Source organism: Streptomyces plumbidurans (genome assembly GCF_019857225.1).
Lineage (GTDB): Bacteria > Actinomycetota > Actinomycetes > Streptomycetales > Streptomycetaceae > Streptomyces > Streptomyces plumbidurans.
Map to the genome: position 1 here is coordinate 1 of NZ_JAFJSY010000047.1, position 23,663 is coordinate 23,663.

Below are 23,663 nucleotides of genomic sequence, written 5' to 3' on the forward strand. Positions count from 1 at the left end.
TCAAGCCCGATCCCGCACCCAATCCCACGCCTGATCCCGCGCCAGATCCCGCACCCAAGATCCCGGCGCCCGCGACCCGCCCTCCAGCCGCACAACCCCCCGCCGTCTCCCTCACCTCCGTGACCTTCGCCTACGGCCCCGCCGCAACCCCCGTGATCGAAAACCTCGACCGCACCCTCGCCCCCGGCGCCCACCTGGCCGTCGTCGGACCCAGCGGCATCGGGAAGTCGACGCTCACCGCCCTGATCGCAGGGATGCTCACGCCCCGGCGCGGGGAGATCCGGGTCGGCGGGGCCCCCGTTCCCTCCGCCGACGCCGCGCGGCACCGCGTGCTCATCCCGCAGGAGGCGTATGTCTTCACCGGGACCGTCGCCGACAACCTCGCCCATCTGCGACAGGACCCGGTGCCAGAGCGGGAGTTACTGGCGGCGGCCGACGCGGTCGGGCTCGGTCCGCTGCTCGCGAGGCTCGGTGGTCTCGGTGCCGAGGTCGACCCGGCGGCGCTGTCCGCCGGTGAACGCCAGCTGATCGCGCTGGCCCGGGCGTATCTGTCGTACGCCCCGCTCGCCCTGCTCGACGAGGCGACCTGTCATCTGGACCCGGAGGCCGAGGAGCGTGCGGAGCGTGCCTTCGCGCGGCGGCCGGGCGGCACGCTCGTCGTCGTCGCGCACCGCATCAGCTCGGCCAGGCGCGCGGACCGTGTGCTGGTCATGGACGGACGCGGCACGGCGTGCGGAACCCACGACGAGCTGCTGGAGACCTCGGCGCTGTACCGGGAACTCGTCGGCAGCTGGGGGCCGGTGCCCTCACAGCCAGCCTTCCCCCTGGGAGATGCGGATCGCGTCGATGCGGTTGCGGGCCCCGGTCTTGCGGGTGATGGCCGCCATGTAGTTGCGCACGGTTCCGTGGGAGAGGTGGAGGCTGCCGGCGATCTCCGCGACCGAGGCGCCCTCGGCGGCGAGGGATAGCACGCTCAGTTCGCGCCTGGTCAGTGGCATCTCGGCGGCCTTGAGGAAGCCGTAGCCGAGCGAGTCGTCGACGAAGCGTTCGCCCGCGGCGACCCGGCGGATCCCGCGCACGAGGTGATCGGGCGCGCCCTCCTTGTCGACATAGCCGAGCGCCCCCGCCTCGATGGCCCGTTTCAGCAGCCCGGGCCGGTGGGCGCTGGCCAGCACCAGGAGTCTGGGACGTGACCCGTCCGGGCCCCGTGAGTTCAGTTCGTTCAGGGGCGGGACGCCGTACGAGTCGACTTCGAGGTCCGCGGCGCACACATCGGGCCGCAGCAGCCGTACCCGGCCGGGCGCGCCCCGCCAGGGGGTGTCCTCCACGCGGAGGCCCGGCTCCCGCCTCAGCCACTCCGCCAGCACCGATCGCACCAGACACGCATCGTGCACCAGTAATACCCGGATCACTGCCCGCCCCTCAGCTTTCCGTCCGCCGGTCATGTCAGTGGTGAACGCGTGCCCAATCTGAGCGCCCGTGAGCATCCGAGGAGCGCGTAGTTCCGGCCATTACCGGGCGCCGGGGTGGGTGCCGGAGTGAGCGCCCCGGTCGGCGCACCATCGCGCGCGTAAGCCGAGGGGGGATCGTTTCGGGCGGAGGGGGTACCCGCCCGTCCTTTCACCGCGCCGGGTGCTCCCGTGCTCATGCGCGGGACCGTGCGGCGCCGCGGCGGCCGCTCGCCGTGCGCGACCGGCCGTCACAGGGCAGATTTAGTCCCTGGGACGCGCCCCTTCGGGTGTGCGAGGAGGTGGTCGGCGTGTCCGGTGGACACAGGTCCGCGCAGGCACCGGCGACCACACGGACGCGGGTGGGCCGGCCGCTGCTGTCCCTGGCGCTGGCCTCGATGATGGACGAGGTCCACGCGCACTCCGGCGCCGTGTATCTGCTGGCGCCCGGCGAGCCCGTCCTGGAGATGGCCGTGACGGCGGGGCTGCCCCGCGCCTTCGCCGCGCCCTGGGAGCGGGTGGGCCTGAGCGCACCCATCCCCGTGGCCGACGCCGTGCGGGAGCGGCGGCTGGTGTGGGTGGGCGGCGAGGAGGAGATGGCGCGCTGCTATCCCCGGATAGCCGTCGTGCTGCCGTACCACTTCTCGCTCGCCGCGCTGCCGGTGGCGACGGGGACGACGACGTACGGCGCGGTCTATGTGACCTGGCCCGGAGGCCACCCGCCGGTGCTGTCCGACCGGGAGCGCGAGCATCTGACCGCCGCCTGCGACCGGCTCGCGCTGCGGCTGGAGCGTGCCCTGGACGAGAGTCGCCCGCTGCTGCCCGAGCCCGATCTGCTCGGCGTGCCCGCGCCGGGCAACGTGGCGGGTTCGCTGGGCTCGGTGGAGGCGGCGCGGATGGTGTCGCGGCTGCCGTACGGGCTGTGCTCGCTCGATCTGCACGGGCGGATCAGCTACGCCAACGCGGCGGCTGCCGAGCTGATCGGGGTTCCCGCCAGCCGGCTGCTGGGCACCCAGCTGTGGGCGTCGGTGCCCTGGCTGAACGACCCCGTCTACGAGGACCGATACCGGGGCGCGCTGTTCAGCCAGCAGACCACCTCGTTCGTGGCGCTGCGCCCGCCCGGCGACTGGCTGTCGTTCCGGCTGTACCCGACCACCACCGGACTCACCGTGCGGCTCACCCGGGCCAGGGCGGTGGCGGAGATGCACCGGGCCCCGCCGCATCCGGACGACACCCCGTCCCGGTTGGTCACCATCTCCCAGGTGCTGACCCTTGCGGGCGCGCTGACCGAGGCCGCGGGGGTGCAGGACGTGGTGCAGCTGGTCGCGGACGAGATCGCGCCCGCCGTGGGCAGCCAGGCGCTGGTGGTGCTCGGCTCCCGCGCGGGACGCCTGCATGTGCTGGGACACCGTGGTTACGAGGACCCGCACGTCGTGGAGCGGTTCGACGGGCTGCCGCTCGCGGAGCCGACACCGGGCACCCACGCCCTGAACACCGGGGTGCCCGCCTTCTTCGACTCCCGGGAGCAGCTGGAGCGCCTGTATCCGTCGCAGCACGCCACCCCCGACGGCTTCGCGGCCTGGGCGTATCTGCCGCTGATCGCCTCGGGCCGCCCGGTGGGCACCTGTGTGCTCGCCTACGCCGAGCCGCACGCGTTCCCCGCGGACGAACGGGCGGTGCTGACAAGCCTGGGCGGTCTCATCGCGCAGGCCCTGGAGCGTGCCGTGCTCTACGACGCCAAGCAGCAGCTGGCGCAGGGGCTGCAGGCCGCCCTGCTGCCGCACTCGCTGCCGACGCTGCCCGGCCTTGAGGCCGCCGCCCGCTATCTGCCCGCCACGCACGGCATGGAGATCGGCGGCGACTTCTACGACCTGGTGTCCTCGCGGGGCGTGGCCGCGGCGGTGATCGGGGACGTGCAGGGCCACAACGTGACCGCGGCCGGCCTGATGGGGCAGATCCGTACCGCGGTGCGCGCGTACACGACGGTCGGGCAGGCGCCCGAGGAGGTCATGCGCAGCACCAACCAGCTGCTGATCGACCTCGGCGCGGACCTGTTCGCGAGCTGTCTGTACCTGCGGCTCGATCCCGCGCGCGGGCGGGCCGTGATGGCCCGCGCGGGTCATCCGCCGCCGCTGCTCAGGCGCCCGGACGGGCGGGTGCGGGTGCTGGATCTCGCGGGCGGCCCGCTGCTCGGCATCGACGGTTCGGCCGGCTATCCCACCACGGAGGTCGATCTCGCGCCCGGTTCCGTCCTCGCCCTCTACACGGACGGGCTGATCGAGTCCCCCGGCACCGACATCGAGGACGCGCTCGCCGAACTCGGCCGACGGCTCGCCGAGGCCGGCGAACTACCCCTGGACGAGCTGGCCGACCATCTCGTGGCGCACAGTCCGGCCGCACGCGAACGACTCGACGACGTGGCGCTGCTGCTCCTGCGGGCCCGCGCCGAGACCTGAGAAGGCCGAGACCCGAAAAAGACCGTGGCGCAACGGCAACGGTCCGGCCCTCCCGCCGGAAGGCCGGACCGTCCACTGCCAACCTCGAACCGGTCGATCAGTGGGTCTCGGTGAGGGACGACGAACCGTCGCCCGCGCCGTTCCCGCTCTGGTCACCCGCTCCGGCTCCGGACTGGTCGCCGGCACCGGCACCGGACTGGTCACCCGAGCCGTCGCTCGCGGTCGCCGACGGGTCGGCGGTGGCGGACGCGTCGCCGCCGCCCACCGCGTCGCCTCCGCCGGCCTGGTCGCCCGCCGAGGCGGACTGGTCGGCGGCGCCGCCCTGGTCACCGGCGCCCGCGCCGGGGTCGCCGAGCGTCGCGCCGGTGGCCTGCAGCGCGGCGGTGACCGGCTGGAAGAAGGTCTCGCCGCCGCTGGTGCAGTCACCGCTGCCGCCGGAGGTCATGCCGACCGCGGCGCCGTCCTGGGTGAACAGGGAGCCGCCGCTGTCGCCGGCCTCGGCGCAGACGTCGGTCTGGATGAGGCCGGTGACGGTGTCGACGCCGTTCGGGTCGGTCTCGCTCTGGAAGTTGACCGTGGCGTCGAGGCCGGTGACCGTGCCGTCGTGCAGCCCGGTGGTGCTGCCCATCCGGAAGACCTGCTCGCCGACGGTGGCATCGGCGGCCTGGGTGATCTGGACGGCCTGGCCCTCGCCGGTGTTGACCTCGCTCGCCGCCTGGGTGTTGGGGTCGTCGTACTTCACCAGTGAGAAGTCGCCGTTGCCGGGGAAGGTGGCCTGGTCGACCGTGGCGATGGGCTGCCCGGTCTGGGAGTCGGACCACTGCTTGGCGGCCACGCCGCAGTGACCGGCCGTCAGGAAGGCCGGACTGCCGTCGCTGGCCTTGACGTTGAAGCCGAGGGAGCAGCGGACGGTGCCGCCGTCCGCCTGGGCGAAGATGGCGTCGCCGCCGGAGATGAGCGTCTTGAAGGTTCCGGAGCTCTTCTTCACGGTGGCCATGCCGTCACCGAGGCTCTTGACCGTCGACGTCAGTCTGTCCCAATTTGCGCCGGTGACCGTGCTGTCGGCGGTGACCGCGAGCTTGTTGGTCTTGGGGTCGACGGCCCAGGCGGTGCCCGGGATGGTCGCCTTGGCCTTCAGGGTCTGCGCGCCCGCCTTCAATGCGGCGAGACTGTTGCTGACCTCGCGGACCTTCGCGCCGGCCTTCTTCGCCTGGGCGACCACGTTGTTGTCGCCGGATATGACGTTGACGACGAGCTGCCGGCTCGCGGAGTCGTAGTAGGAACCGGCGAAGGCCTGGCCGAGTTGGCCCTGAAGCTGCGCGGCGAGATCCGAGGCGTCGGTCGCCTTCATGGTCCTGGGGGCAGCGTCGGTCGACGAGTTGTCCTGCGACGCCATGGCGTTCGGCAGCAGGATGGCGGCCGCGCCGAGCGCCACGACGCTGCCGGCCGCGATCGCGGCCTTGCGCTTCGGAATTCGCTTGTGACTCAAACTTCTCGACCTCCTGGGGGGACCGGAGTCTTGCCGCCGTTCGGCAGCGGTTGTGTTCGGGCGCCTGGATGGCTGTTGGTACGCACGGGCCGCGCGGTGCGTTCAATTCCGTTTGCCAACTCTCTTGGCGCGATGCGGAATCGGCCATGACCCACCTTCGGCCGACCGGCGCGGGAACGATCGCCCCCATGGCGATGACCACCGCCGAGGCCGACAAGGTCCTCGTGTCGTTGGCGGCCGCGTCGACGGCGGCCACCCCGTCACGGTCCGCAGTCGAACGACCACGGCCCGTCCAGAACACGGTTCTGAATCCAAGCTTCAACCAATCTGCACAGCCACTGCGCATCGGGGTCACCGGGCGCGAGGGATCTGCACACGCACACGTCTTGCGCCATGCCGTTGTGACGGGAGTGTCTGATTAGTCGATCCACCGGCAAGACCGCGGGCGAACCAATGCCGTGACGCATGTGAAGAAGTCGCCATCGTCTCGTGCGCAGCCCTGCACCGATCGGTACCCCTGTGATCCAAGTTGCCTGGTGAGACGCATGGTTGATTGGAAGGGCGACCCCGCAGCGTGCTTTGATCCATCGCACCGCGGGGGCCGCGAAGGGTTCCCGGCAACGGGCGCCCGGCGCTCGCGGTCGCGGCCGTCGCTCTGTCCCCCAGAGGGGGGCCGCTCCCCCCTTGTGAATATCCATACGAAGGGAAGTTCCATCATGAACTCCACCCCCCGTGTCGAGACCGTCGAGATCTCCGACGCCGAGCTCGACAACGTCTCCGGCGGCCTCTCCGTGAACGCGGTCAACACCGTCACGGGTGCCCTGGACGGCATTGCCCCGGTTTCCGGCATCGTCGACACCGCTGTCGGCACCGTCGAGGGTGTCACCGGCCTGAGCACCGCTCCGGTCACCGGTCTGGTCGCCGGTCTCTGATCGCACCTTTTGTGATCGTCGAGTCCCGGAGTCGTGTCGCGACTCCGGGGCCTTCGGTTGTCTCGACGCAGCCGGCTCCGGAGAGCCGGTCCTCTCTCGTTTTCAGGTGAGGGAAAGTTTCCGTGCAGTTCCGCCAACAGGCCCTCGCCAAGCTCCAGTCGCCGGAGGAGCTCGATCTTCCGGTGCGCTTCGCCCGCCCGCAGGGCTGGCTCGTGCTGTCCGTGACGGTCGTCGCGATCGCCGCCGCGTCCGTGTGGGCGGTGACCGGTTCGGTCGCCTCCACGGTCGGCGCGCCCGCCATCCTCACGCACGGCGAAGGCAGTTACATCCTGCAGAGCCCCGTCGCGGGCCAGGTCACCGCCGTCCTCGCCAGACAGGGCGAGCAACTGCCGGCCGACGCCCCGGTCCTGAAGGTCAGGACGGCCCAGGGCTCCACCGTCGTACGCACGGTCGCCGCGGGCCGGATCACCGGCCTTGCCGCCACCATCGGCCAGATCATCCAGACCGGCGCCAACGTCGCCGCCGTGGAGAAGGTCGCCAAGCCCGACGACCCCCTCTACGCCACGGTCTACGTCCCCGCCGAGAACGCGGCCTCCATCCCGGCCGACGCCACCGTGGACCTGACCGTCTCGTCGGTGCCCACCCAGACGTACGGCGTGCTGCGCGGCCATGTGAAGTCGGTGGACCGTTCCGCGCAGTCCCCCCAGCAGATCGCCGCCTTCCTCGGCGACAGCCAGCTGGGCGAGCAGTTCACCAAGAAGGGCCGCCCGGTGGCCGTGCTGGTCAAACTGGACAAGTCGTCGAGCACGAAGAGCGGCTACAAGTGGTCGTCCAAGGACGGGCCGCCCTTCCATCTCTCCTCCATGACCATGGCCTCGGGCTCGATCCGGCTGTCCGATCAGCGTCCCGTCGATTGGCTGCTGCCGTGAGCACCGCACAGGAGACGCGGAGCAGGCGCCGTGCCGCTCCGCCCAAGCGCCCCGTGCCCACGGGCAAGTCGAAGACCGTGCGCACGCCGACGGTCCTGCAGATGGAGGCCGTCGAGTGCGGCGCCGCCTCCCTCGCGATGGTGCTCGGGCACTACGGCAAGCACGTCCCGCTGGAGGAGCTGCGCATCGCGTGCGGCGTCTCGCGTGACGGCTCGCGGGCCAGCAACCTGCTGAAGGCGGCGCGCAGTTACGGCCTGACGGCCAAGGGCATGCAGATGGACACGGCGGCCCTCGCCGAGGTGAAGACCCCGGCCGTGCTGTTCTGGGAGTTCAACCACTACGTCGTCTACGACGGCATGGGGCGCCGCTTCGGCCGCCGCGGTGTCTACATCAACGACCCCGGCAAGGGCCGCCGTTTCGTGCCCATGGAGGACTTCGACGGCAGCTTCACCGGCGTCGTGCTGGTGATGGAACCCGGCGACGGCTTCACCAAGGGCGGCCGCAAGCCGGGCATCCTGGGCGCGATGCCGGCCCGGCTGCGCGGCACGGCGGGCACGATGCCCGCAGCCGTGCTGGCGAGCCTGCTCCTGGTGCTGGTCGGCGCTGCGGTGCCCGCGCTCAGCCGTACCTACATCGACGAGTTCCTGATCGGCGGCAAGACCTCGCTGCTGGGCGTGCTGTTCGCGTCGATGGGCGCGTGCGTGCTGCTGACGGTTCTGCTGACCTGGCTGCAGCAGTCGAACCTGCTGCACGGCCGCATCATCTCCTCCACGCTCTCCAGCGCCCGCTTCCTGCGCCATCTGCTGCGGCTGCCGGTGACGTTCTTCTCCCAGCGCAGCCCGGCCGACCTGGTGCAGCGGCTGCAGTCCAACGACCAGGTGGCCGAGACGCTGGCCCGCGACCTCGCGGCGGCCGGCGTGGACTGCGTGGTCGTAGTGCTCTACGCGGTCCTGCTCTACACCTACGATCCCCAGCTCACCTTCGTCGGCATCGGCGTCGCCCTGCTCAACATCGTCGCCATGCGGGTGGTCATCCGCCTGCGCGCGACCCGGACGGCCAAGCTGCGCGCCGACAACGCCCGGCTCACCAACACCGCCTACACCGGGCTGCAGCTGATCGAGACGATGAAGGCGACCGGCGGCGAGGACGGCTACTTCCGCAAGTGGGCCGGACAGCACGCCACCACGCTTGAGGAGCAGCAGCGGCTCGGGGTGCCGAGCGCCTGGCTCGGCGTGGTCGCGCCGACGCTGGCCTCGCTGAACAGCGCGGTGATTCTGTGGATCGGCGGCATGCGCGCGGTCGAGGGCGGCATCTCGGTGGGCCTGCTGGTCGCCTTCCAGTCGCTGGTCACCCGCTTCACCGCGCCGATCACCCGCCTCAACGGCGTCGCGGGGCGCATCCAGGACTTCGCCGCCGACGTGGCCCGCCTGAAGGACGTCGAGAACTTCCAGGCCGACCCGCTCTACGGCCGCCCCGGCGCCGGCGACTCAACCCGCCGGCTGCACGGGCACGTGGAGCTGCAGAACATCTCCTTCGGCTACAACCCGCTCGACAAGCCGCTGCTCACCGGCTTCGACCTGACCGTGGGTCCCGGCCAGCAGGTCGCCCTGGTCGGCGGCTCCGGCAGCGGCAAGTCCACCGTGTCCCGGCTGATCTCGGGCCTGTACACCCCCTGGGAGGGCGTGATCCGCATCGACGGGCGGCGCCTGGACGACATCCCGCGCGGCGCGCTCGCCTCCTCGGTGTCCTTCGTCGACCAGGAGGTCTTCCTCTTCGAGGGCTCGGTCCGCGACAACATCGCGCTGTGGGACCCGTCGATCCCCGACGAGGCGGTGGTCGAGGCGCTGCGGGACGCGGCGCTGTACGACGTGGTGCTGCGCCGGCCCGGCGGCATCCACAGCAAGGTGGAGCAGGACGGCCGTAACTTCTCCGGCGGGCAGCGCCAACGCCTGGAGATCGCACGGGCGTTGGTGCGCAGGCCCAGCATCCTCGTGCTCGACGAGGTGACCAGCGCGCTGGACGCGGAGACCGAACTGGCCGTGATGGACAACCTGCGCCGGCGCGGCTGCGCCTGCGTGGTGATCGCGCACCGGCTGAGCACGGTGCGCGACAGCGACGAGATCGTGGTGCTGCAGCACGGCACGATCGTGGAACGCGGACGGCACGAGGACCTGGTGGCACGCGGCGGTGCGTACGCCGCGCTGGTCAGGGAACGGTGAGATGACGACCTCTCAGGAAGGCGACCTGGTCCTCGGCGCGCTCGGGTCCATGGGCTCGCGCATCGACTGCACGGGCCTGAACCGGCTCGACCTGGAAGGCCCGCAGGTGCTGTGGCTGGTCGCGTCCGGCAGCCTCGACCTGTTCGCGGTGGACGCGGTCCAGCAGGGCCACTGGCACCACCTCGGCCGTCTGGAGGCGGGCTCGCTGCTGCTCGGCCCGGTCCCCGGCCCCCAGCACACCCTGGTGGCGCGCCCGTTGCGCGACTGCGTGGTGCACCGCATCGGACTGCGCGAGCTGTACCAGCCGGCCAACACCCAGACGTGGTCCTACGACGAGTACGGCAACCCCCAGTACGTCCCGCCGCAGACGAGCCCGCTGGAGTACGCCCTCGCGCTCGGCGTCGGCCGTAGCCTGTCCATCCTCTTCCAGGCGCCGATGGCGAACGACCGCGCCGCCGAGCTGACCGACGACGACGTCTTCTGGATGCAGGTGCCGCCGGGCAGCGTCCAGTACGGCTCCCTGTACGGCGCCGAGGCGGCGGCCGACCTGCTGATGGACCCCGGGGTCTGGCAGAGCATGGTCGACCAGGAGTACCGGCTGCTGACCACGCTGGACCGCTGGATCGAGCAGCTGGAGCGCACGCACGAGACCCGGACGGCGGCCGGCATCAAGGCCGGTGAGGCGGTCCGGGCGCAGGCCGACCGCACCCTGCTCGCCTCCATCGGCAAGTCGTCGTCGAAGCGGACCACGGCCGCCGACGCCGACGCCTCGTACGCGGCGTGCAAGCTGGTCGCCGACGCGGCCGGGATCGAGCTTGCCGAACCCGCGCAGAGCGGCACGGGGAGCGACCGCCTCGACCCGGTGGAGCTGGTGGCGATCGCCTCCCGCGTGCGCACCCGGGCGGTGCAGCTGGAGGGCCGCTGGTGGCGGGACAACGTCGGCCCGCTGGTGGGTCACCGGGCGCTGTCGGGCGCGCCGGTCGCGCTGCTGTGGCGGCGCGGCGGCTACGTCGCCGTACATCCGGCGACCGGTCGTGAGACGCCGATCGAGAAGGCCAACGCGGAGGAGTTCGAGCCGCGCGCGGTGATGTTCTACCGCCCGCTGCCGGACCGCCGGCTCAGCCCGCTCAGGCTGCTGCGGTTCACCATGCGGGGAACGGGCGGCGACCTCACCAACCTGCTGATGAGCGGTCTGGTGACGGTGGCGATCGGCGCGCTGGTGCCGATCGCCACCGGCAAGGTGCTCGGTGAGTTCGTGCCGAAGGCGCAGACGAACCTGATCGTCCAGGTCTGTCTGGCCGTGATGCTCACCAGCGTGGTGGCGGCGGCGTTCATGCTGCTGGAGAACCTCACCATCCTCCGTCTCGAGGGACGGATCGAGGCCACGCTGCAGCCGGCCGTCTGGGACCGGCTGCTGAGACTGCCGACCAAGTTCTTCACGGAGCGCTCGACGGGTGAGCTGGCCAGCGCGGCCATGGGCATCAGCGCGATGCGCCGGCTGATGGCGGGAGTCGGGCCCGTGGTCGCCCAGTCGGTGACCATAGGCGCGATGAACCTGGGGCTGCTGTTCTGGTACAGCGCCTCCATGGCCTTCGCGGCGATCGGCATGCTGGTCGTCATCGGGGCCGTCTTCCTCGGGCTCGGCCTGTGGCAGGTGCGCTGGCAGCGCAAGTTGGTCGTGCTCGGCAACAAGCTGAACAACCAGGCGTTCCAGACCCTGCGCGGGCTGCCCAAGCTCCGGGTGGCGGCGGCCGAGAACTACGCCTACGCGGCGTGGGCCTCGCAGTTCGCGCACAGCCGTGAACTGCAGCAGAAGGTGGGGCGGATCAAGAACCTCACCACGGTGATGGGCGCGGTGTATCTGCCGCTGTGCACCCTGCTGATGTTCATGCTGCTGGCGGGCCCGGCGCGCGGGGTGATGTCGGCGGCCGCGTTCCTCACCTTCAACACCTCGGTGACGATGGTGCTCACCTCGGTCACCCAGCTGACCGGCGCGTTCGTCTCCGTGGTGGCCGCGATGCCGCTCTTCGAGCAGATCAAGCCGGTGTTCGAGGCCACGCCGGAGGTGCGCACGGGCAGCACGCGGCCGGGCCCGCTTACCGGTGCGATCGAGGCCCGGCGGCTGTCGTTCCGGTACTCCGACGACGGTCCGCTCGTCCTGGACGACCTGTCCTTCGAGGTGCGTCCCGGCGAGTTCGTGGCGGTGGTAGGCCCCAGTGGCTGCGGCAAGTCGACCTTGCTCAGGCTGCTGATCGGCTTCGACAAGCCGGTCTCGGGGAGTGTCCTGTACGACGGCCAGGACCTGTCCGCGCTCGACCAGTCGGCGGTGCGCCGGCAGTGCGGTGTGGTGCTGCAGCACGCGCAGCCGTTCACCGGCTCCATCCTGGACGTCATCTGCGGTACGGAGCCGTACACGCCGGAGGAGGCGATGGCGGCGGCCGAGATGGCGGGGCTCGCCGAGGACATCAAGCGGATGCCGATGGGTCTGCACACGATCGTCTCGGGCAGCGGTGCCGTCTCCGGGGGCCAGCGGCAGCGCCTGATGATCGCTCAGGCGCTGATCCGGCGGCCGCGCATCCTCTTCTTCGACGAGGCGACCAGCGCCCTCGACAACGAGACGCAGCGCACGGTGATCGAGTCGACCAAGGCGCTGAACGCCACCCGCATCGTCATCGCGCACCGGCTGTCCACCGTGCTGGACGCCGACCGCGTGATCGTGATGGAGGACGGCAGGATCGCCCAGCAGGGCCCGCCCGCGCAGTTGCTCGCGGACACGGGCGGGCGGCTGCACGAACTGGTGCGGCGTCAGATGGCCTGAGGGATCGTCCCGTCCGTGACGGGTGAGTTCCGTCCCGGGACGGGTCAGTCCAGTCCGGGAACGGGGGCCCCGGACGGCACACCGGCGTCGAGGTAGCCGGCGTAGAACTCCTTCCACGGTGCGCTCGTCCCGGCGTGCGGCCCCTGGGACCGCTCGCCCCGGGCCAGCGCGTCCAGTGCGGCCAGGCACACCTCCCAGCCCGCGCCGTTGCGGGCCGCGCTGTCGGCCGCCTGGAGGACGTTGGTGAGGGTGAACCGGGTGCGCTTGTCGTCCAGCGCCTCCAGGTCGAAGTGCAGTTCGTCGCCGCCCCACTCGAAGGCCAGTCGGCGCGGCTCGTCGAGCGCGAGCACCCGGCCCGTGGACTCGGGCATGTTCGGGTCGCCGCTGAACGTGATGGTGCCGCCCGGGCGAGGATCGATCTCGGCACGCGAGGGGAACCAGCGGGCCAGCTCCTCCGCGTCCGTCACGAACTGCCAGACGCGCTCGATCGGATGGTCGTAGGTACGGCTGAAACGGACGGCCGGACGACCGTCGTCCAGGGTCAGATAGGTGCCGGTGAGATCAGCGGCCACAACAGATCAGTCCTCCTCGGAATCGTCCGGCGCGGTTTCGTCCAGTCGCCGGCCCAGTTCGTCCAGGCTGCGGTTCCAGAGCCTGCGGTAGGGCGCGAGCCAGGCGTCGAGTTCGGCGATCGGCGCCGGGTCGAGGGCGTAGACGCGACGCTGCGCGTCCTGCCGCACCCGGACCAACCCCGCCTCCCGCAGCACCTTCAGATGCTTGGAGGTGCTGGGCTGGCTCAGGCCGCTCGCCTCCACGATCTCGCCCACCGGCCGCGGCCGCTCCAGGAGGAGCGCGACGATGGCCCTGCGGTGAGGGTCCGCGAGAGCGGTCCAGAGTGCGCCGTCGGACATGAAATCCAATATGCCGCCGAGGTTATATGCCCGTCAAGGCATACATGACGAGCGTCACGTCCAGCGAAACGTTGCCGTTTCGCTCGGCGTGGCTTAGCCTCGACGTGTACGAAACGGTTTCGTTTAGGCAGCACTCGAACGACTTCCCTGGAGTGGTTCTCCCATGTCCCAGAAGACTTTGACCGACGACACCCGGCAGGGTGCGGTCGAGGCGCCGTCCGCGGCCTCCCGGAAGCGGTGGTGGATCCTCGCGGTCGTCGCCGTCGCCCAGCTGATGGTGGTGCTCGACGCCACCATCGTGAACATCGCGCTGCCGTCGGCACAGGCCGACCTCGGGTTCTCCGACGGCAACCGCCAGTGGATCGTCACCGCCTACGCCCTGGCCTTCGCGTCCCTGCTGCTGCTCGGCGGCCGGATCGCCGACCTGTTCGGCCGCAAGACCGCCTTCCTCGTCGGGGTCGTGGGCTTCGCCGGGGTGTCCGCGCTCGGCGGTGCCGCGAGCGGATTCGGGATGCTGGTCACCGCGCGCGCCCTGCAGGGTGCCTTCGGCGCACTGCTCGCTCCCGCCGCCCTCTCCCTGCTCAACACGACGTTCACCGACGCCCGCGAGCGGGCCCGCGCGTTCAGCGTCTACGGCGCCATCGCCGGTGCCGGCGGTGCCGTGGGCCTGCTGCTCGGCGGTGTCCTGACGGACGCCTTGGACTGGCGCTGGACGCTGTACGTGAACGTGCTGATCGCCGTCGTGGCCTTCGTCGGCGGCTGGATGCTGCTGACCAACCACCGTGACGCACAGAGCGCCAAGCTGGACGTGCCCGGCACGGTGCTCGTCGCCGCCGGTCTGTTCTCCCTCGTCTACGGCTTCTCCAACGCCGAGACGCACGACTGGAGTTCGCCCCTGACCTGGGGCTTCCTGATCGCGGGCGGCATCCTGCTGGCGGCGTTCGCCTGGTGGCAGACCCGTGCCGCGCACCCGCTCCTGCCGCTGCGCATCCTGCTCGACCGCAACCGCTCGGCCTCCTTCGTCGCCGTGCTGATCTCCGCGGGCGGCATGTTCGGTGTGTTCCTCTTCCTCACCTACTACCTGCAGCTGAACCTCGGCTTCAGCCCCACCAGGACCGGTGTCGCGTTCCTGCCGATGGTCGCCGCGCTGATGGTGGCGGCGCAGCTCGGCACCACGACCCTGGTGCCGCGGATCGGACCGAAGGCGGTCGTCCCGCTGGGCTTCGCCGTCGCCGCGGTCGGCATGGCCTGGCTGACCGGGATCGGCATCGGCTCCAGCTATGTCAGCGCGGTGCTGCCGCAGCTGATCGTGATCGGCGTCGGCCTCGGCCTGGTGATGCCGGCGGCCATGCAGCTGGCCACCGGTGGAGTGGCGGCCGAGGACGCGGGCGTCGCGTCCGCCACGGTCAACGCCATGCAGCAGGTGGGCGGTTCGATCGGCACCGCGCTGCTGAACACCCTGGCCGCGAGCGCCGCGACCGACTACCTGGCCGGCAAGGACCCGACGGACAAGCTGGTGCAGGCCCGGGCGACGATCGAGAGCTACACCACCGCGTTCTGGTGGTCGGCGGTGCTGTTCGCCGCCGGCGCGGTGATCGCCTTCCTGCTCTACCGCCGCGGGCTCCCGCAGCAGGACGCGGACGCCGCACCCGTCGTCCACATGTGATCCCACCGCACCGAGCCGCATGATCCGAGGGGCCGCCGTCCGCAGGGAGACGGCGGCCCCTCGCGTGCGCCCGGCGTCCGGGGTCCGGCGTCCGGCACGGCCACCGTGTGTGATTGGCCCGTATACACATGGGTACCCACAGGCTCATGAGACTCAGCCTGGTGGATGTGGGCTCGAACACGGTCCGGCTCGTGGTGGCGGACGCGGAGGGCGGGGTTCCGCTGCCGGTGCACACCGCGAAGTGGCGGCTGCGACTGGCCGAACAGGTCAGGCCCGGCAGCCGTATCCCCGAGGAGTGCGTCGAGCGGCTCGTCGACGCGGTGAGCGAGGCGAGCCGTACCGCGACCCGCTGGGGCGCCGCAGGACCGCAGGCCTTCGCCACCGCTGTCGTACGTGCCGCCCCCAACCGCCACGAGGTGCTGCGGGCCGTACGCTCGCGGACCGGCGTCGCGCTGTGCACCCTGCCGGGCGAGCTGGATGCCGAGCTGACCTTCCTCGGGGCGCGGCGCTGGATGGGCTGGCAGTCGGGGCCGCTGGCCCTGCTGGACATCGGCGGCGGCTCGCTCGAAGTGGCCTTCGGGCGCGGCCGGTTGCCGGACTTCGTGGCCTCTCTGCCGCTCGGCGCGGGACGCCTGACCCATGAGTTCTTCGCGGAGGACGGCCCGCCCGCGCCGGACCAGGTGCGGGCGCTGCGCCGCAAGGTCCGTCACCAGCTGCGGGACGTGGCGGCGCGGATCCGCTGGGAGGGCCCGCGCACCGCGGTGGTCACCTCCCGTACGTTCCAGCAGCTGGGGCGGTTGTGCGGAGCGGCGCCGGGGCGGCAGGGGCCGTTCGTGCCGCGGCAGATGCGGCGCGGGGACCTGCGGGCGGCGATCGACCGGCTCGCGGCCCTGCCCGCCGCCGAGCGCGCGAGGCTGCCCGGCATCTCGGCGCCGCGCGCCGGGCAGAGCCTGGCCGGCGCGGTGGTCGGCCACACCGCGATGAAGCTGACCGGCCTGAAGACGGTCAGCATCTGCCCGTGGGCGATCCGCGAGGGCATCCTGCTGCGCCACATCGAGGAGGGCTCGTCCTGGTGGGCGCAGATCAGCCGCCTCGACGAGATGCCCCAACCCTCTTCCCCGGACCCGCTGCCCCTGCGCATCCCGAGCCTGACCCGCTGACCCGGGGCAGGTGTCCGGCGCGCGTTCCCGCGCCGTGGATGACCCACCGCTGTCCGGGTACCCGGCCCGTATGACGCACGACCACGAAGGACCGCGGCTCCCCGAGCCCCGGGGACCGGTCTCGGCCGCAGTGAAGGACTACCTGCTCGACGCGGGCCCGCTGCCGCGCCCCGAGGCGGTCGCGGCGGCCCCCGCCTACGGCGACGACCTCCAGCTCGCCCTCTACCTCTGCTACGAGCTCCACTACCGCGGCTTCGCGGGCGTGCCCGCGGACCGCGAGTGGGACCCCGACCTGCTGCGCACCCGGGCGGCGCTCGAACACCGCTTCCTGTCCGCCCTGCGCGCTGACACCCCGGTGCACGACACCGTCGACGACGCGCTCGCCGACCTGCTCGTCGAACCGGCCGAGGGCGACGGCGTCTCCCATTTCCTGCGCGACGAGGGCGAGTTGTGGCAGCTGCGCGAGTACGCGACGCAACGCTCCCTCTACCACCTCAAGGAGGCCGACCCGCACGCCTGGGTGCTGCCGCGGCTCACGGGCCGCGCCAAGGCGGGCATGGCGGCCGTGGAGTTCGACGAGTTCGGCGGCGGCCGCCCCGACCGGGTGCACGCGCACCTGTTCGCCGCCCTGATGACGGACCTGGGCCTGGACACGACGTACGGCCGCTATCTCGACGCGGCGAGCGCCCGGATGCTCGCGACGGTGAACCTCATGTCGCTCTTCGGCCTGCACCGGGCCCTGCGGGGCGCTCTGGTGGGCCACTTCGCCTCGGTCGAGATCACCTCCTCCCCCGGGTCCCGGCGCCTGGCCGAGGCGATGCGCCGCACCGGGGCGGGTCCGGCCGCCGAGCACTTCTACGACGAGCACGTCGAGGCCGACGCCGTCCACGAGCAGGTCGTACGCCATGAGGTCATCGGAGGGCTGCTCGCGGAGGAGCCGCATCTGGCGTCCGACGTGGCGTTCGGCATCGACGCCACCGAGTACCTCGAGGGCCGCTTCGCCGACGAACTGCTCGGCAACTGGCGCGAGGGCAGGTCGTCACTGCGCACACCCGTCTTTTCGGAAATCTCTTTTATCTCCTGAATGTCGGGGTACTTGAGCCCGGTGAAACCACTGGTGCCCCCGGGTGTGTACGCCCCGCAGGACGATACGGACCTCCTGGTCGGAGCCTTGTCCGAAGAACCTCTTTCACCCAATGCCGACGTTCTCGACGTCGGCACCGGAGCCGGCGCGCTGGCGCTGGCGGCCGCACGGCGCGGCACCCGCGTGACCGCGGTGGACGTCTCGTGGCGGGCGGTGTGGACGGCACGCCTGAACGCCCGGCTGGCAGGCGTTCCGGTGCGGACCCGGCGCGGGAACCTGTTCGCGCCGGTGCGGGGTCAGTCGTTCGACCTGATCCTCTCCAACCCGCCCTACGTCCCCGCACCCACCGCCGGTGCCCCGCCGCGCGGTGCGGCGAGGGCCTGGGACGCGGGCGAGGACGGCAGGCTCGTACTGGACCGGATCTGCCGGGAGGCCCCGGTGGTGCTGCGCCCCGGCGGTGTCCTGCTGATGGTGCACTCGGCGCTCAGCGACCCCGACCGGACGCTGGGCCGCCTGCACGACGCCGGGTTCCGGGCGGCCGTCACCCACCGCCGCAAAATCGCCTTCGGGCCGGTGCTGCACTCGCGCGCGGACTGGCTGCGGCAGCGCGGTCTGGTGTCCGACGACGAGAAGGAAGAGCTGGTGGTCGTCCGTGCCGAACTCCCCTGCTGAACCCGCGCGCCGCATCAAGGTCCAGCGCCGTGGCCCCCTGCTGGTGGAGGGCCCGGTCGAGGTCGAGCTGGAGGACGGCAGCACGGTCCGCTCGGACCGCTTCCGGGTGGCGCTGTGCACCTGCCGCCGCAGCCGCCGATTCCCGTGGTGCGACACGAGCCACCGCGAACGTACGAAGAGCCGCCGGACCGACGACGGCGACCCGGCCTCCTGAGATCCGGAAAACGGCTTCCGCCCCTCCCTGTTCTCCCCGGGAAGGGGCGGACCTGACCCAGCAGCCGGGCGGGCGGCCCCACTCCGCCCGCCCGACCCCTGGTACGAGATCGCCGGATGCCCCGCGCCAAGGACTCGCACTCCCCACCTGCGGGCCGCTTCAGATGCTCACGGGGACTCCGCGATCCCGGTCTCGGAACGACCGGTCGCTCAGAACGAGAAGACGGTCGTCGGATACGAGTCCTTCACGCACTCGTTGGCGAAGGTGCGCTCGTAGGAGACGCGTTTGCCCTCCCAAACGCCGTCGACGGTGACCACGACCGGGTCGTACTCCTTGGTGCACAGCACGTCGTCTCTCGCGGTCAGAGCGGCGAAGTCGCCGGCGACGCCGCGTAGTTCGGCGCAGGCCGCGACAGGAGCCGGATGGGTGCCGGAGGCCGAGGGCGCGCAGTTGAGGGTGACGGCCCGCTGCGGTGTCGCCGTGGCGGCGCTGTCACCGTGGCCGACGGTGAGCACCAGGGCCGAGGGGGCGTAGAGCGAGGCGGGGGCAGTGGCCGGGGCGGCGAGCGCGGCTCCGGTGAGGGGCCCGCAGACGGCGGTGGCCGTGAGGGCGAGGGTTGCTGCCCAGCGCGCGGTGTTCCGCATCGTGTGCATCCTTCCGCTGATGTCGAGGGTGTGCCGGACCGTCTCGGATCGGTGCCGGACCGGCGAGCGCGAGTCTGCCGAGTCCGGCGCCGAAACACACCTCGACCCCACGCGTTTCAGTAACCTTGTGTGTTCAATCAGTGGCGTGAAGTCACGGACTTTGAATGTGCAAACCCCGGAACTGAGCGGAACTTGATCGCTCGATGCAGCCAACTGGCCGATTTCCTGCGCTTTGTTAATAGGCCTGAAACATTCCGATTGAGCTGTCGGCGGACTCCCGCGCACCCCCTTGTGTTCATGGTGTGGGCGAGTAATCGTCATTACATGATTACTTCAGAGCAGCGAGACACCCTGCGCGGCTGGTTCGCCGGCCGCGTCCCCGAGGACCTCTTCGAGGAGCTGACCGACCTCACGGTCGACCGCGAGGAGATCACCGTGATCGGCCGCATACCCGGACCCCGGCTCGCCGAGGGCGCTTCGGACGCCGAGCGCGACGCCGCGGTGCAGGGCCGGATCCAGGAGTTCCGCGAGCGCACCCGGCAGTCGCGCGTCGAGGTGGCGCGCGAGGCCGAGCACCGGTTCGGCCGCAAGGTCTCCTGGGGCGTGGAGTGCGGCGGTGAGCGCGCCCTGTTCACGCATGTCGCCGCGCCCGTGATGACCCGGCTGCGCCAGCCCGAGCGCCAGGTCCTGGACACCCTGATCGCGGGCGGCGTCGCGCGCAGCCGCAGCGACGCCCTCGCCTGGTGCGTGCGTCTGGTCCAGCGCCACACCGACGACTGGCTCACCGAGCTGCGCGACTCCCTCGAACACGTCCGGCGCGTCCGGGCGCAGGGCCCGGACACCGGACCGCAGGAAGCCGGAGCGCAGGACACCGCATCGCAGGACACCGGACCGCAGGACACCGCACCCGACGACCGGGCGGAATCCTCCGGAGGGCCCGCGTGACCGGCTGCTTCCCGGTCCCGTTCCCACGGGTAGGGTCGGCATCGGCGTTCTCAGCGACGAGAGGCGGATGCTCCTCATGGCCAAGCACTGGGCGGACTTCCAGTACGAGATCTATCTCAACGGGATGACGGGTGTCGTACCGCGGCTGCCCACCGATCTGACCCGCCTGGAGGAGCTGACCGAGCAGCGGCTCGGTCCCGGGCCCGTCGGCTACGTCGCGGGCAGTGCGGGCGACGGCAGCACGGCACGCGCGAACCGGGCGGCACTCGAGCGGCGCCGGATCGTGCCGCGCATGCTGCGGGACGTGCACGAGCGGGACCTGTCGGTGGAGGTGCTGGGCCGCCCGCTGCCCGCCCCGCTGGCGCTGGCGCCGGTCGGTGTGCTGTCGGTCATGCACCCGGACGCCGAGTCGGCCGCCGCCCGGGCCGCCGCCGCGCAGGGCGTGCCGTTCGTCCTGTCCTCGGCGTCGAGCACGCCCATGGAGCAGGTCGCCGAGGCCATGGGGGACGGCGAGCGCTGGTTCCAGCTGTACTGGCCCAAGGACGTCGAGGTGGCCCGAAGCTTTCTGAACCGGGCCAAGGCGGCGGGGTTCACCGCGCTGATCGTCACGCTCGACACACCCTTGCTGGCCTGGCGGCCGCGCGACCTCGACCAGGCCTATCTGCCGTTCCTGCACGGCGTGGGCACCGCCAACTACTTCTCCGACCCGGCCTTCCAGGCGGGTCTGGCCAAACCGGTGACCGAGGACCCGAACGCGGCCGTGATGCACTTCGTCGGCATGTTCGCCGACCCCGGCAAGACCTGGCCGGACCTGGCCTTCCTGCGGGAGAACTGGGACGGGCCGATCGTCCTCAAGGGCATCCTGCACCCGGACGACGCCCGGCTGGCCGCCGACGCGGGGATGGACGGCGTCGTCGTCTCCAACCACGGGGGCCGTCAGGTGGCCGGTTCCGTGGCCGCCGCCGACGCGCTGCCCAGGGTGGCCGAAGCGGTCGGCGACCGGCTGACCGTCCTGTTCGACAGCGGTGTCCGCACCGGCGACGACGTCTTCAAGGCGCTCGCGCTCGGCGCGCGGGCGGTGCTGCTGGGTCGGCCGTACGTGTACGGGCTCGGACTCGACGGACAGGCGGGCGTCGAACATGTGATCCGCTGTCTGCTGGCCGAACTCGACCTGACCTTCGCCCTGTCGGGGCACGCCACTCCCGCCACGATCGGCCCCGCCGACCTCGTCGAGGAGTCCGCATGACCGCCGCGCCGAAGAACGTCCTCGCCGTCATCAGCGCGCACGTCGGCGGCCGCAGCGCGGGCGCCGGGCTCGCCACGCTCTTTCCCGGCGAGGCGAACGTCACCGTCGTCGAGGCGGCCGGCGAGGATCCGGCGGCCCTGCGCGGCGCGCATGTGATCATCACCGGGCTCGCTCCGGTGAGTGCCGAACACCTCGCCGCCGCACCGGACTTGGAGCTGGTGCAGTGTGCCAGCCACGGCTTCGACTACGTCGACCTGGAGGCCGCGCGCGCCCGCGGGGTGACGGTGGCCAACATCGGCTCCAGCGGCGCCGAGGCGCAGAACGTCGCCGAGCAGACCTTCGCCCTGATGCTCGCGCTCGCCAAGCAGCTGATCCCGGCGCACACCGCGCTCGTCGACGCGGACTGGGCACTCCCCCGCCTCCAGCGCTCCCTGACCGAGCTGTCCGGCAAGACGCTGGGCATCGTCGGACTCGGCAACATCGGGCAGCAAGTGGCCCGCCGTGCGGTCGCGTTCGACATGAACGTCGTCTACGCCGGCCGTCGCAGGGTGCCCGAGGAAACGGAGGCCCGGCTGGGCGGGGCGCGCCACGTCCCGCTCGACGAGCTGCTGCGCACCGCCGACTACGTGTCCCTGCACACGCCGCTCACCGAGGAGACCCGGCACCTGCTCGACGCCGAACGGCTCGCGCTGCTCAAGCCGTCGGCGTTCGTCGTCAACACGGCGCGGGGCGCCCTCATCGACCAGGACGCGCTCGCGGACGCACTGGAGAAGGGCGCCCTGGCCGGGGCGGGCATCGACGTCTTCGACCCCGAACCGCCCACCCCGGCCCTGCGGTTGCTCAAGGCCCCGAACGTGGTGCTCTCCCCGCACGTCGGCGGCGTGACCCGGGAGACGCTGGTGCGCATCGCGCTCGCCGCTGTCCAGAACGTGACCGGGTTCCTGACGGGCGAACAGCTCAAGGACGTGGTGAGCTGACCTCGTTCAGCCGCTTTGTCCCGACAACTCGGCGGGCCGCACCTGCGGGGCCCGGGTCCCGGTGATCGACAGTGAGCCCGGGCTCGCCGAGGTCGTCGGGTCGGCCAGCCAGCGTTGTGCCGTGGAGCCGTCGCGGACCTTGACCACGATGTCCGCGCCCGGCTTCGCGGCGGTGGCGGAAAGGGCGAGCTGCTCGTCCCAGCGGGGCAGCAACTCGCCCTGCACGGTGAAGTCGTAGCGCACGTCCTGGTTGCGCTTGTCCTTCTGGTCGGCGCAGCTGCCGAGGACCACCACTCCCGCGTCCACGTGCGAGTCCAGGCACAGCGCGGCGTCCGCGAGGCTGCGCAGCAGTCCGTCGCTCTCGAACGACCACTGCTGAGTGAGGGCGTCCGAGCAGGTCGCGAGGACCGCCTGGGCGCCCGCCTTCACGCTGCCCTTGACGTCCAGGCACAGGTCGGCGCCGGCGTTGCGCAGCCTGGACCGCCCCGGGATCGTGGGGAGTCGGGCGGTGCCCGGAGTGGAGCGGGAGCCCGCGCCGGGCGCCGTGACGCCGCCCGCGCTCTTGGAGGAGGCCGGGTCGACGCCGTCGTCGTGCGAGAACAGTCCGGTCGTGAAGACCGTCACGAGCAGCCCGGCGGAGACGACCCCCACGCCCGTCAGCAGCGCCCGCGAGTTCCTGGGCGCGCCCGGAGGTCTTCGGCCGGGCACGGGGATACGGGGCAGGATGCGCGAGCGTGCGCCGCCGTGCCGTGAGGGGCCGTGCGGGCGCGTCCGCTGCCGGGTGCGGCCGGGCCGGGTCTCCAGATAGCGACGGGCTCCCCAGCCGAGCACCGCCTCGGCGAGCAGCACCCCCAACCCGCCCTCGAAATGGCTCAGTTGTTCTGCCGCGAAACGGCAGTAGCGGCACTCCGCCAGATGCTGCTGGACATCGGGCAGCAGGGCTCCGCCGCGGCGCATCGGAACGTCGAGGAGGCGGTTGTAGAACCGGCAATCCTTGCTCGGCGCGAGTTCCCGATGGGCATGTACACAACCCTCTCGGAGTTTTTCACGCGCCTGTTCGAGCGCGGCCGACGCGGTCTCGGTATCCATGCCGAGCAGAGCGGCGGGAACGGCAATGGACTCCGCCTCGACCTCGCAGTGCCATAGCAGACAGCGCAGGAACCCGGGCAGTCCGAGGAATGAACGCTCGGCCAGTTTGCGGTTTTCGGGCGTCATGGACTTCGCCGAGCGCATACCGCGGCCTCCGGCGGGTTTCTGCAGCTCCGGCAGAACCGCCGATATGCGTTCTTCCGCGGACCACAGGCGGACCGTGTCGCGCACGGCGACCAGCAGCCGGGGGCGCACCGCGAGCGCGGGCTCGCCCAGCGCCAGCCGGTCCAGGACCTGGTGGAAGGCGGCGGAGGTCACCATGGAGGCGGCCTCGGACGGGGAGGCCAGGCAGATGGCCGCGTAGTCGCGGGCGGGCTGCCAGTGCCGCGCCATCAGCAGCGCGACGGTTCGGGCGACCTCGCCGTCGGGGCGGCCCCTCAGCCGGGCCGCGAGGTCCTCGTCGGATTCTCCGGGCACCCCACCGGACGGCGGGTAAGGGGGGCGAGGTGGGTGGGGGGTGGGCACTGAGGGGATTCCTTCCCACGCGCTGGGGACACACAGGAGGGCGTGAATTCAGGCAGGTCCATTCGACCCGGTTACCGATAGGGCCTTCGACACCCGGTCATTACACCCCCCGCACGGGCGGTTCACCCTTGCACAGGACACTCATGACCAACAAGGCACTCGGGCAACATCCGCCTCTTTGAAAGATGGTCAGAAACAGCGGCAACTCATCGCGCTCGCTTGAGCATTCACCATTCCAT

General features: G+C 71.6%; 19 protein-coding genes and 1 pseudogene. 14 read left to right on the forward strand and 6 right to left on the reverse strand.

The genetic code is table 11. The features are described 5' to 3' along the window. Positions 1 to 152: 152 nt before the first annotated feature. A pseudogene (locus JYK17_RS40695) lies at positions 153 to 527 on the forward strand (ATP-binding cassette domain-containing protein); the annotation flags it as partial. A gap of 279 nt (positions 528 to 806) precedes the next feature. Here the strand turns inward: JYK17_RS40695 and JYK17_RS26515 are convergent. Beyond that, positions 807 to 1,412 (reverse strand): response regulator transcription factor, encoded by a 606-nt coding sequence (locus JYK17_RS26515; RefSeq protein ID WP_278000515.1) that lies wholly within the window; start codon positions 1,410 to 1,412, stop codon positions 807 to 809. Positions 1,413 to 1,750: 338 nt separating this feature from the next. Between JYK17_RS26515 and JYK17_RS26520 the strand changes: the two genes are divergently transcribed. Continuing rightward, entirely contained in the window at positions 1,751 to 3,904 is a 2,154-nt protein-coding gene (locus JYK17_RS26520; protein ID WP_128804354.1) for a PP2C family protein-serine/threonine phosphatase, read from the forward strand. Between the two features lie 97 nt (positions 3,905 to 4,001). Here the strand turns inward: JYK17_RS26520 and JYK17_RS26525 are convergent, their stop codons facing one another. Further along, entirely contained in the window at positions 4,002 to 5,393 is a 1,392-nt protein-coding gene (locus JYK17_RS26525) for a S1 family peptidase (RefSeq protein WP_222811332.1), read from the reverse strand. Positions 5,394 to 6,109: 716 nt separating this feature from the next. Here JYK17_RS26525 and JYK17_RS26530 point away from each other — a divergent pair. The 4 genes from JYK17_RS26530 (at position 6,110) to JYK17_RS26545 (ending at position 12,291) form a co-directional block, all read left to right on the forward strand. Then, positions 6,110 to 6,325 carry a type A2 lantipeptide gene (locus JYK17_RS26530; protein ID WP_108015605.1) on the forward strand — a complete coding sequence of 72 codons (216 nt, stop codon included), beginning with the start codon at positions 6,110 to 6,112 and terminating at the stop codon, positions 6,323 to 6,325. A 122-nt stretch (positions 6,326 to 6,447) separates the two neighbouring features. Further along, positions 6,448 to 7,254 (forward strand): HlyD family efflux transporter periplasmic adaptor subunit, encoded by an 807-nt coding sequence (locus JYK17_RS26535; RefSeq protein ID WP_128801071.1) that lies wholly within the window; start codon positions 6,448 to 6,450, stop codon positions 7,252 to 7,254. Beyond that, positions 7,251 to 9,473 (forward strand): NHLP family bacteriocin export ABC transporter peptidase/permease/ATPase subunit, encoded by a 2,223-nt coding sequence (locus tag JYK17_RS26540; protein ID WP_108015607.1) that lies wholly within the window; start codon positions 7,251 to 7,253, stop codon positions 9,471 to 9,473. The genes JYK17_RS26535 and JYK17_RS26540 overlap by 4 nt, the downstream gene beginning before the upstream one ends. Before the next feature lies 1 nt (position 9,474). Then, entirely contained in the window at positions 9,475 to 12,291 is a 2,817-nt protein-coding gene (locus tag JYK17_RS26545) for an NHLP bacteriocin export ABC transporter permease/ATPase subunit (RefSeq protein WP_108015608.1), read from the forward strand. A gap of 44 nt (positions 12,292 to 12,335) precedes the next feature. On the opposite strand, the gene JYK17_RS26550 is transcribed toward JYK17_RS26545, so the two are convergent. Then, on the reverse strand, positions 12,336 to 12,863 hold the full coding sequence (locus JYK17_RS26550) for an SRPBCC family protein (RefSeq protein WP_108015609.1): 528 nt from the start codon (positions 12,861 to 12,863) through the stop codon (positions 12,336 to 12,338). Positions 12,864 to 12,869: 6 nt separating this feature from the next. Continuing rightward, positions 12,870 to 13,202 (reverse strand): ArsR/SmtB family transcription factor, encoded by a 333-nt coding sequence (locus tag JYK17_RS26555; protein ID WP_108015610.1) that lies wholly within the window; start codon positions 13,200 to 13,202, stop codon positions 12,870 to 12,872. A gap of 163 nt (positions 13,203 to 13,365) precedes the next feature. On the opposite strand from JYK17_RS26555, the gene JYK17_RS26560 reads away from it, so the two are divergent. The 5 genes from JYK17_RS26560 (at position 13,366) to JYK17_RS26580 (ending at position 17,998) form a co-directional block, all read left to right on the forward strand. Then, a complete protein-coding gene (locus tag JYK17_RS26560) occupies positions 13,366 to 14,868 on the forward strand; it encodes an MFS transporter (RefSeq protein WP_222811333.1) in 1,503 nt (500 codons plus the stop codon). Between the two features lie 146 nt (positions 14,869 to 15,014). Further along, positions 15,015 to 16,028, forward strand: a complete 1,014-nt coding sequence (locus JYK17_RS26565; RefSeq protein ID WP_222811334.1) for a Ppx/GppA family phosphatase — start codon at positions 15,015 to 15,017, stop codon at positions 16,026 to 16,028. A gap of 70 nt (positions 16,029 to 16,098) precedes the next feature. Further along, entirely contained in the window at positions 16,099 to 17,112 is a 1,014-nt protein-coding gene (locus JYK17_RS26570) for an iron-containing redox enzyme family protein (RefSeq protein WP_222811335.1), read from the forward strand. Continuing rightward, positions 17,113 to 17,784: a HemK2/MTQ2 family protein methyltransferase gene (locus tag JYK17_RS26575; RefSeq protein WP_128801076.1), complete on the forward strand. Its 672-nt coding sequence runs from the start codon at positions 17,113 to 17,115 to the stop codon at positions 17,782 to 17,784. Then, positions 17,765 to 17,998, forward strand: coding sequence for a CDGSH iron-sulfur domain-containing protein (locus tag JYK17_RS26580; RefSeq protein WP_128801077.1), 234 nt, complete (start codon positions 17,765 to 17,767; stop codon positions 17,996 to 17,998). The genes JYK17_RS26575 and JYK17_RS26580 overlap by 20 nt, the downstream gene beginning before the upstream one ends. A 209-nt stretch (positions 17,999 to 18,207) precedes the next feature. Here JYK17_RS26580 and JYK17_RS26585 read toward each other — a convergent pair whose 3' ends face one another. Beyond that, positions 18,208 to 18,642, reverse strand: a complete 435-nt coding sequence (locus JYK17_RS26585; protein ID WP_222811336.1) for a protease inhibitor — start codon at positions 18,640 to 18,642, stop codon at positions 18,208 to 18,210. Positions 18,643 to 18,966: 324 nt separating this feature from the next. Between JYK17_RS26585 and abmR the strand changes: the two genes are divergently transcribed. The 3 genes from abmR to JYK17_RS26600 all read left to right on the forward strand — a co-directional run bounded on the left by abmR (position 18,967) and on the right by JYK17_RS26600 (position 21,810). After that, positions 18,967 to 19,587 carry an ATP-binding transcription factor AbmR gene (gene abmR / locus JYK17_RS26590; RefSeq protein WP_234548316.1) on the forward strand — a complete coding sequence of 207 codons (621 nt, stop codon included), beginning with the start codon at positions 18,967 to 18,969 and terminating at the stop codon, positions 19,585 to 19,587. 76 nt (positions 19,588 to 19,663) lie between these two features. Further along, positions 19,664 to 20,833: a lactate 2-monooxygenase gene (locus JYK17_RS26595; RefSeq protein ID WP_222811337.1), complete on the forward strand. Its 1,170-nt coding sequence runs from the start codon at positions 19,664 to 19,666 to the stop codon at positions 20,831 to 20,833. Beyond that, positions 20,830 to 21,810 (forward strand): 2-hydroxyacid dehydrogenase, encoded by a 981-nt coding sequence (locus tag JYK17_RS26600; RefSeq protein WP_222811338.1) that lies wholly within the window; start codon positions 20,830 to 20,832, stop codon positions 21,808 to 21,810. Before JYK17_RS26595 ends, JYK17_RS26600 begins: the two co-directional genes overlap by 4 nt. Positions 21,811 to 21,816: 6 nt before the next feature. Here JYK17_RS26600 and JYK17_RS26605 read toward each other — a convergent pair whose 3' ends face one another. Then, positions 21,817 to 23,424 (reverse strand): RICIN domain-containing protein, encoded by a 1,608-nt coding sequence (locus JYK17_RS26605; protein ID WP_222811339.1) that lies wholly within the window; start codon positions 23,422 to 23,424, stop codon positions 21,817 to 21,819. Positions 23,425 to 23,663 lie beyond the last annotated feature (239 nt).

Bases quoted from the DNA above. Each gene is read 5' to 3' on its own strand.
- JYK17_RS26530 (WP_108015605.1), top strand. From the start codon at position 6,110: ATGAACTCCACCCCCCGTGTCGAGACCGTCGAGATCTCCGACGCCGAG.
- JYK17_RS26545 (WP_108015608.1), top strand. From the start codon at position 9,475: ATGACGACCTCTCAGGAAGGCGACCTGGTCCTCGGCGCGCTCGGGTCC.
- JYK17_RS26555 (WP_108015610.1), bottom strand. From the start codon at position 13,202: ATGTCCGACGGCGCACTCTGGACCGCTCTCGCGGACCCTCACCGCAGG.
- JYK17_RS26560 (WP_222811333.1), top strand. From the start codon at position 13,366: ATGTCCCAGAAGACTTTGACCGACGACACCCGGCAGGGTGCGGTCGAG.
- JYK17_RS26565 (WP_222811334.1), top strand. From the start codon at position 15,015: ATGAGACTCAGCCTGGTGGATGTGGGCTCGAACACGGTCCGGCTCGTG.
- JYK17_RS26570 (WP_222811335.1), top strand. From the start codon at position 16,099: ATGACGCACGACCACGAAGGACCGCGGCTCCCCGAGCCCCGGGGACCG.
- JYK17_RS26575 (WP_128801076.1), top strand. From the start codon at position 17,113: ATGTCGGGGTACTTGAGCCCGGTGAAACCACTGGTGCCCCCGGGTGTG.
- JYK17_RS26585 (WP_222811336.1), bottom strand. From the start codon at position 18,642: ATGCGGAACACCGCGCGCTGGGCAGCAACCCTCGCCCTCACGGCCACC.
- abmR (WP_234548316.1), top strand. From the start codon at position 18,967: ATGATTACTTCAGAGCAGCGAGACACCCTGCGCGGCTGGTTCGCCGGC.
- JYK17_RS26595 (WP_222811337.1), top strand. From the start codon at position 19,664: ATGGCCAAGCACTGGGCGGACTTCCAGTACGAGATCTATCTCAACGGG.
- JYK17_RS26600 (WP_222811338.1), top strand. From the start codon at position 20,830: ATGACCGCCGCGCCGAAGAACGTCCTCGCCGTCATCAGCGCGCACGTC.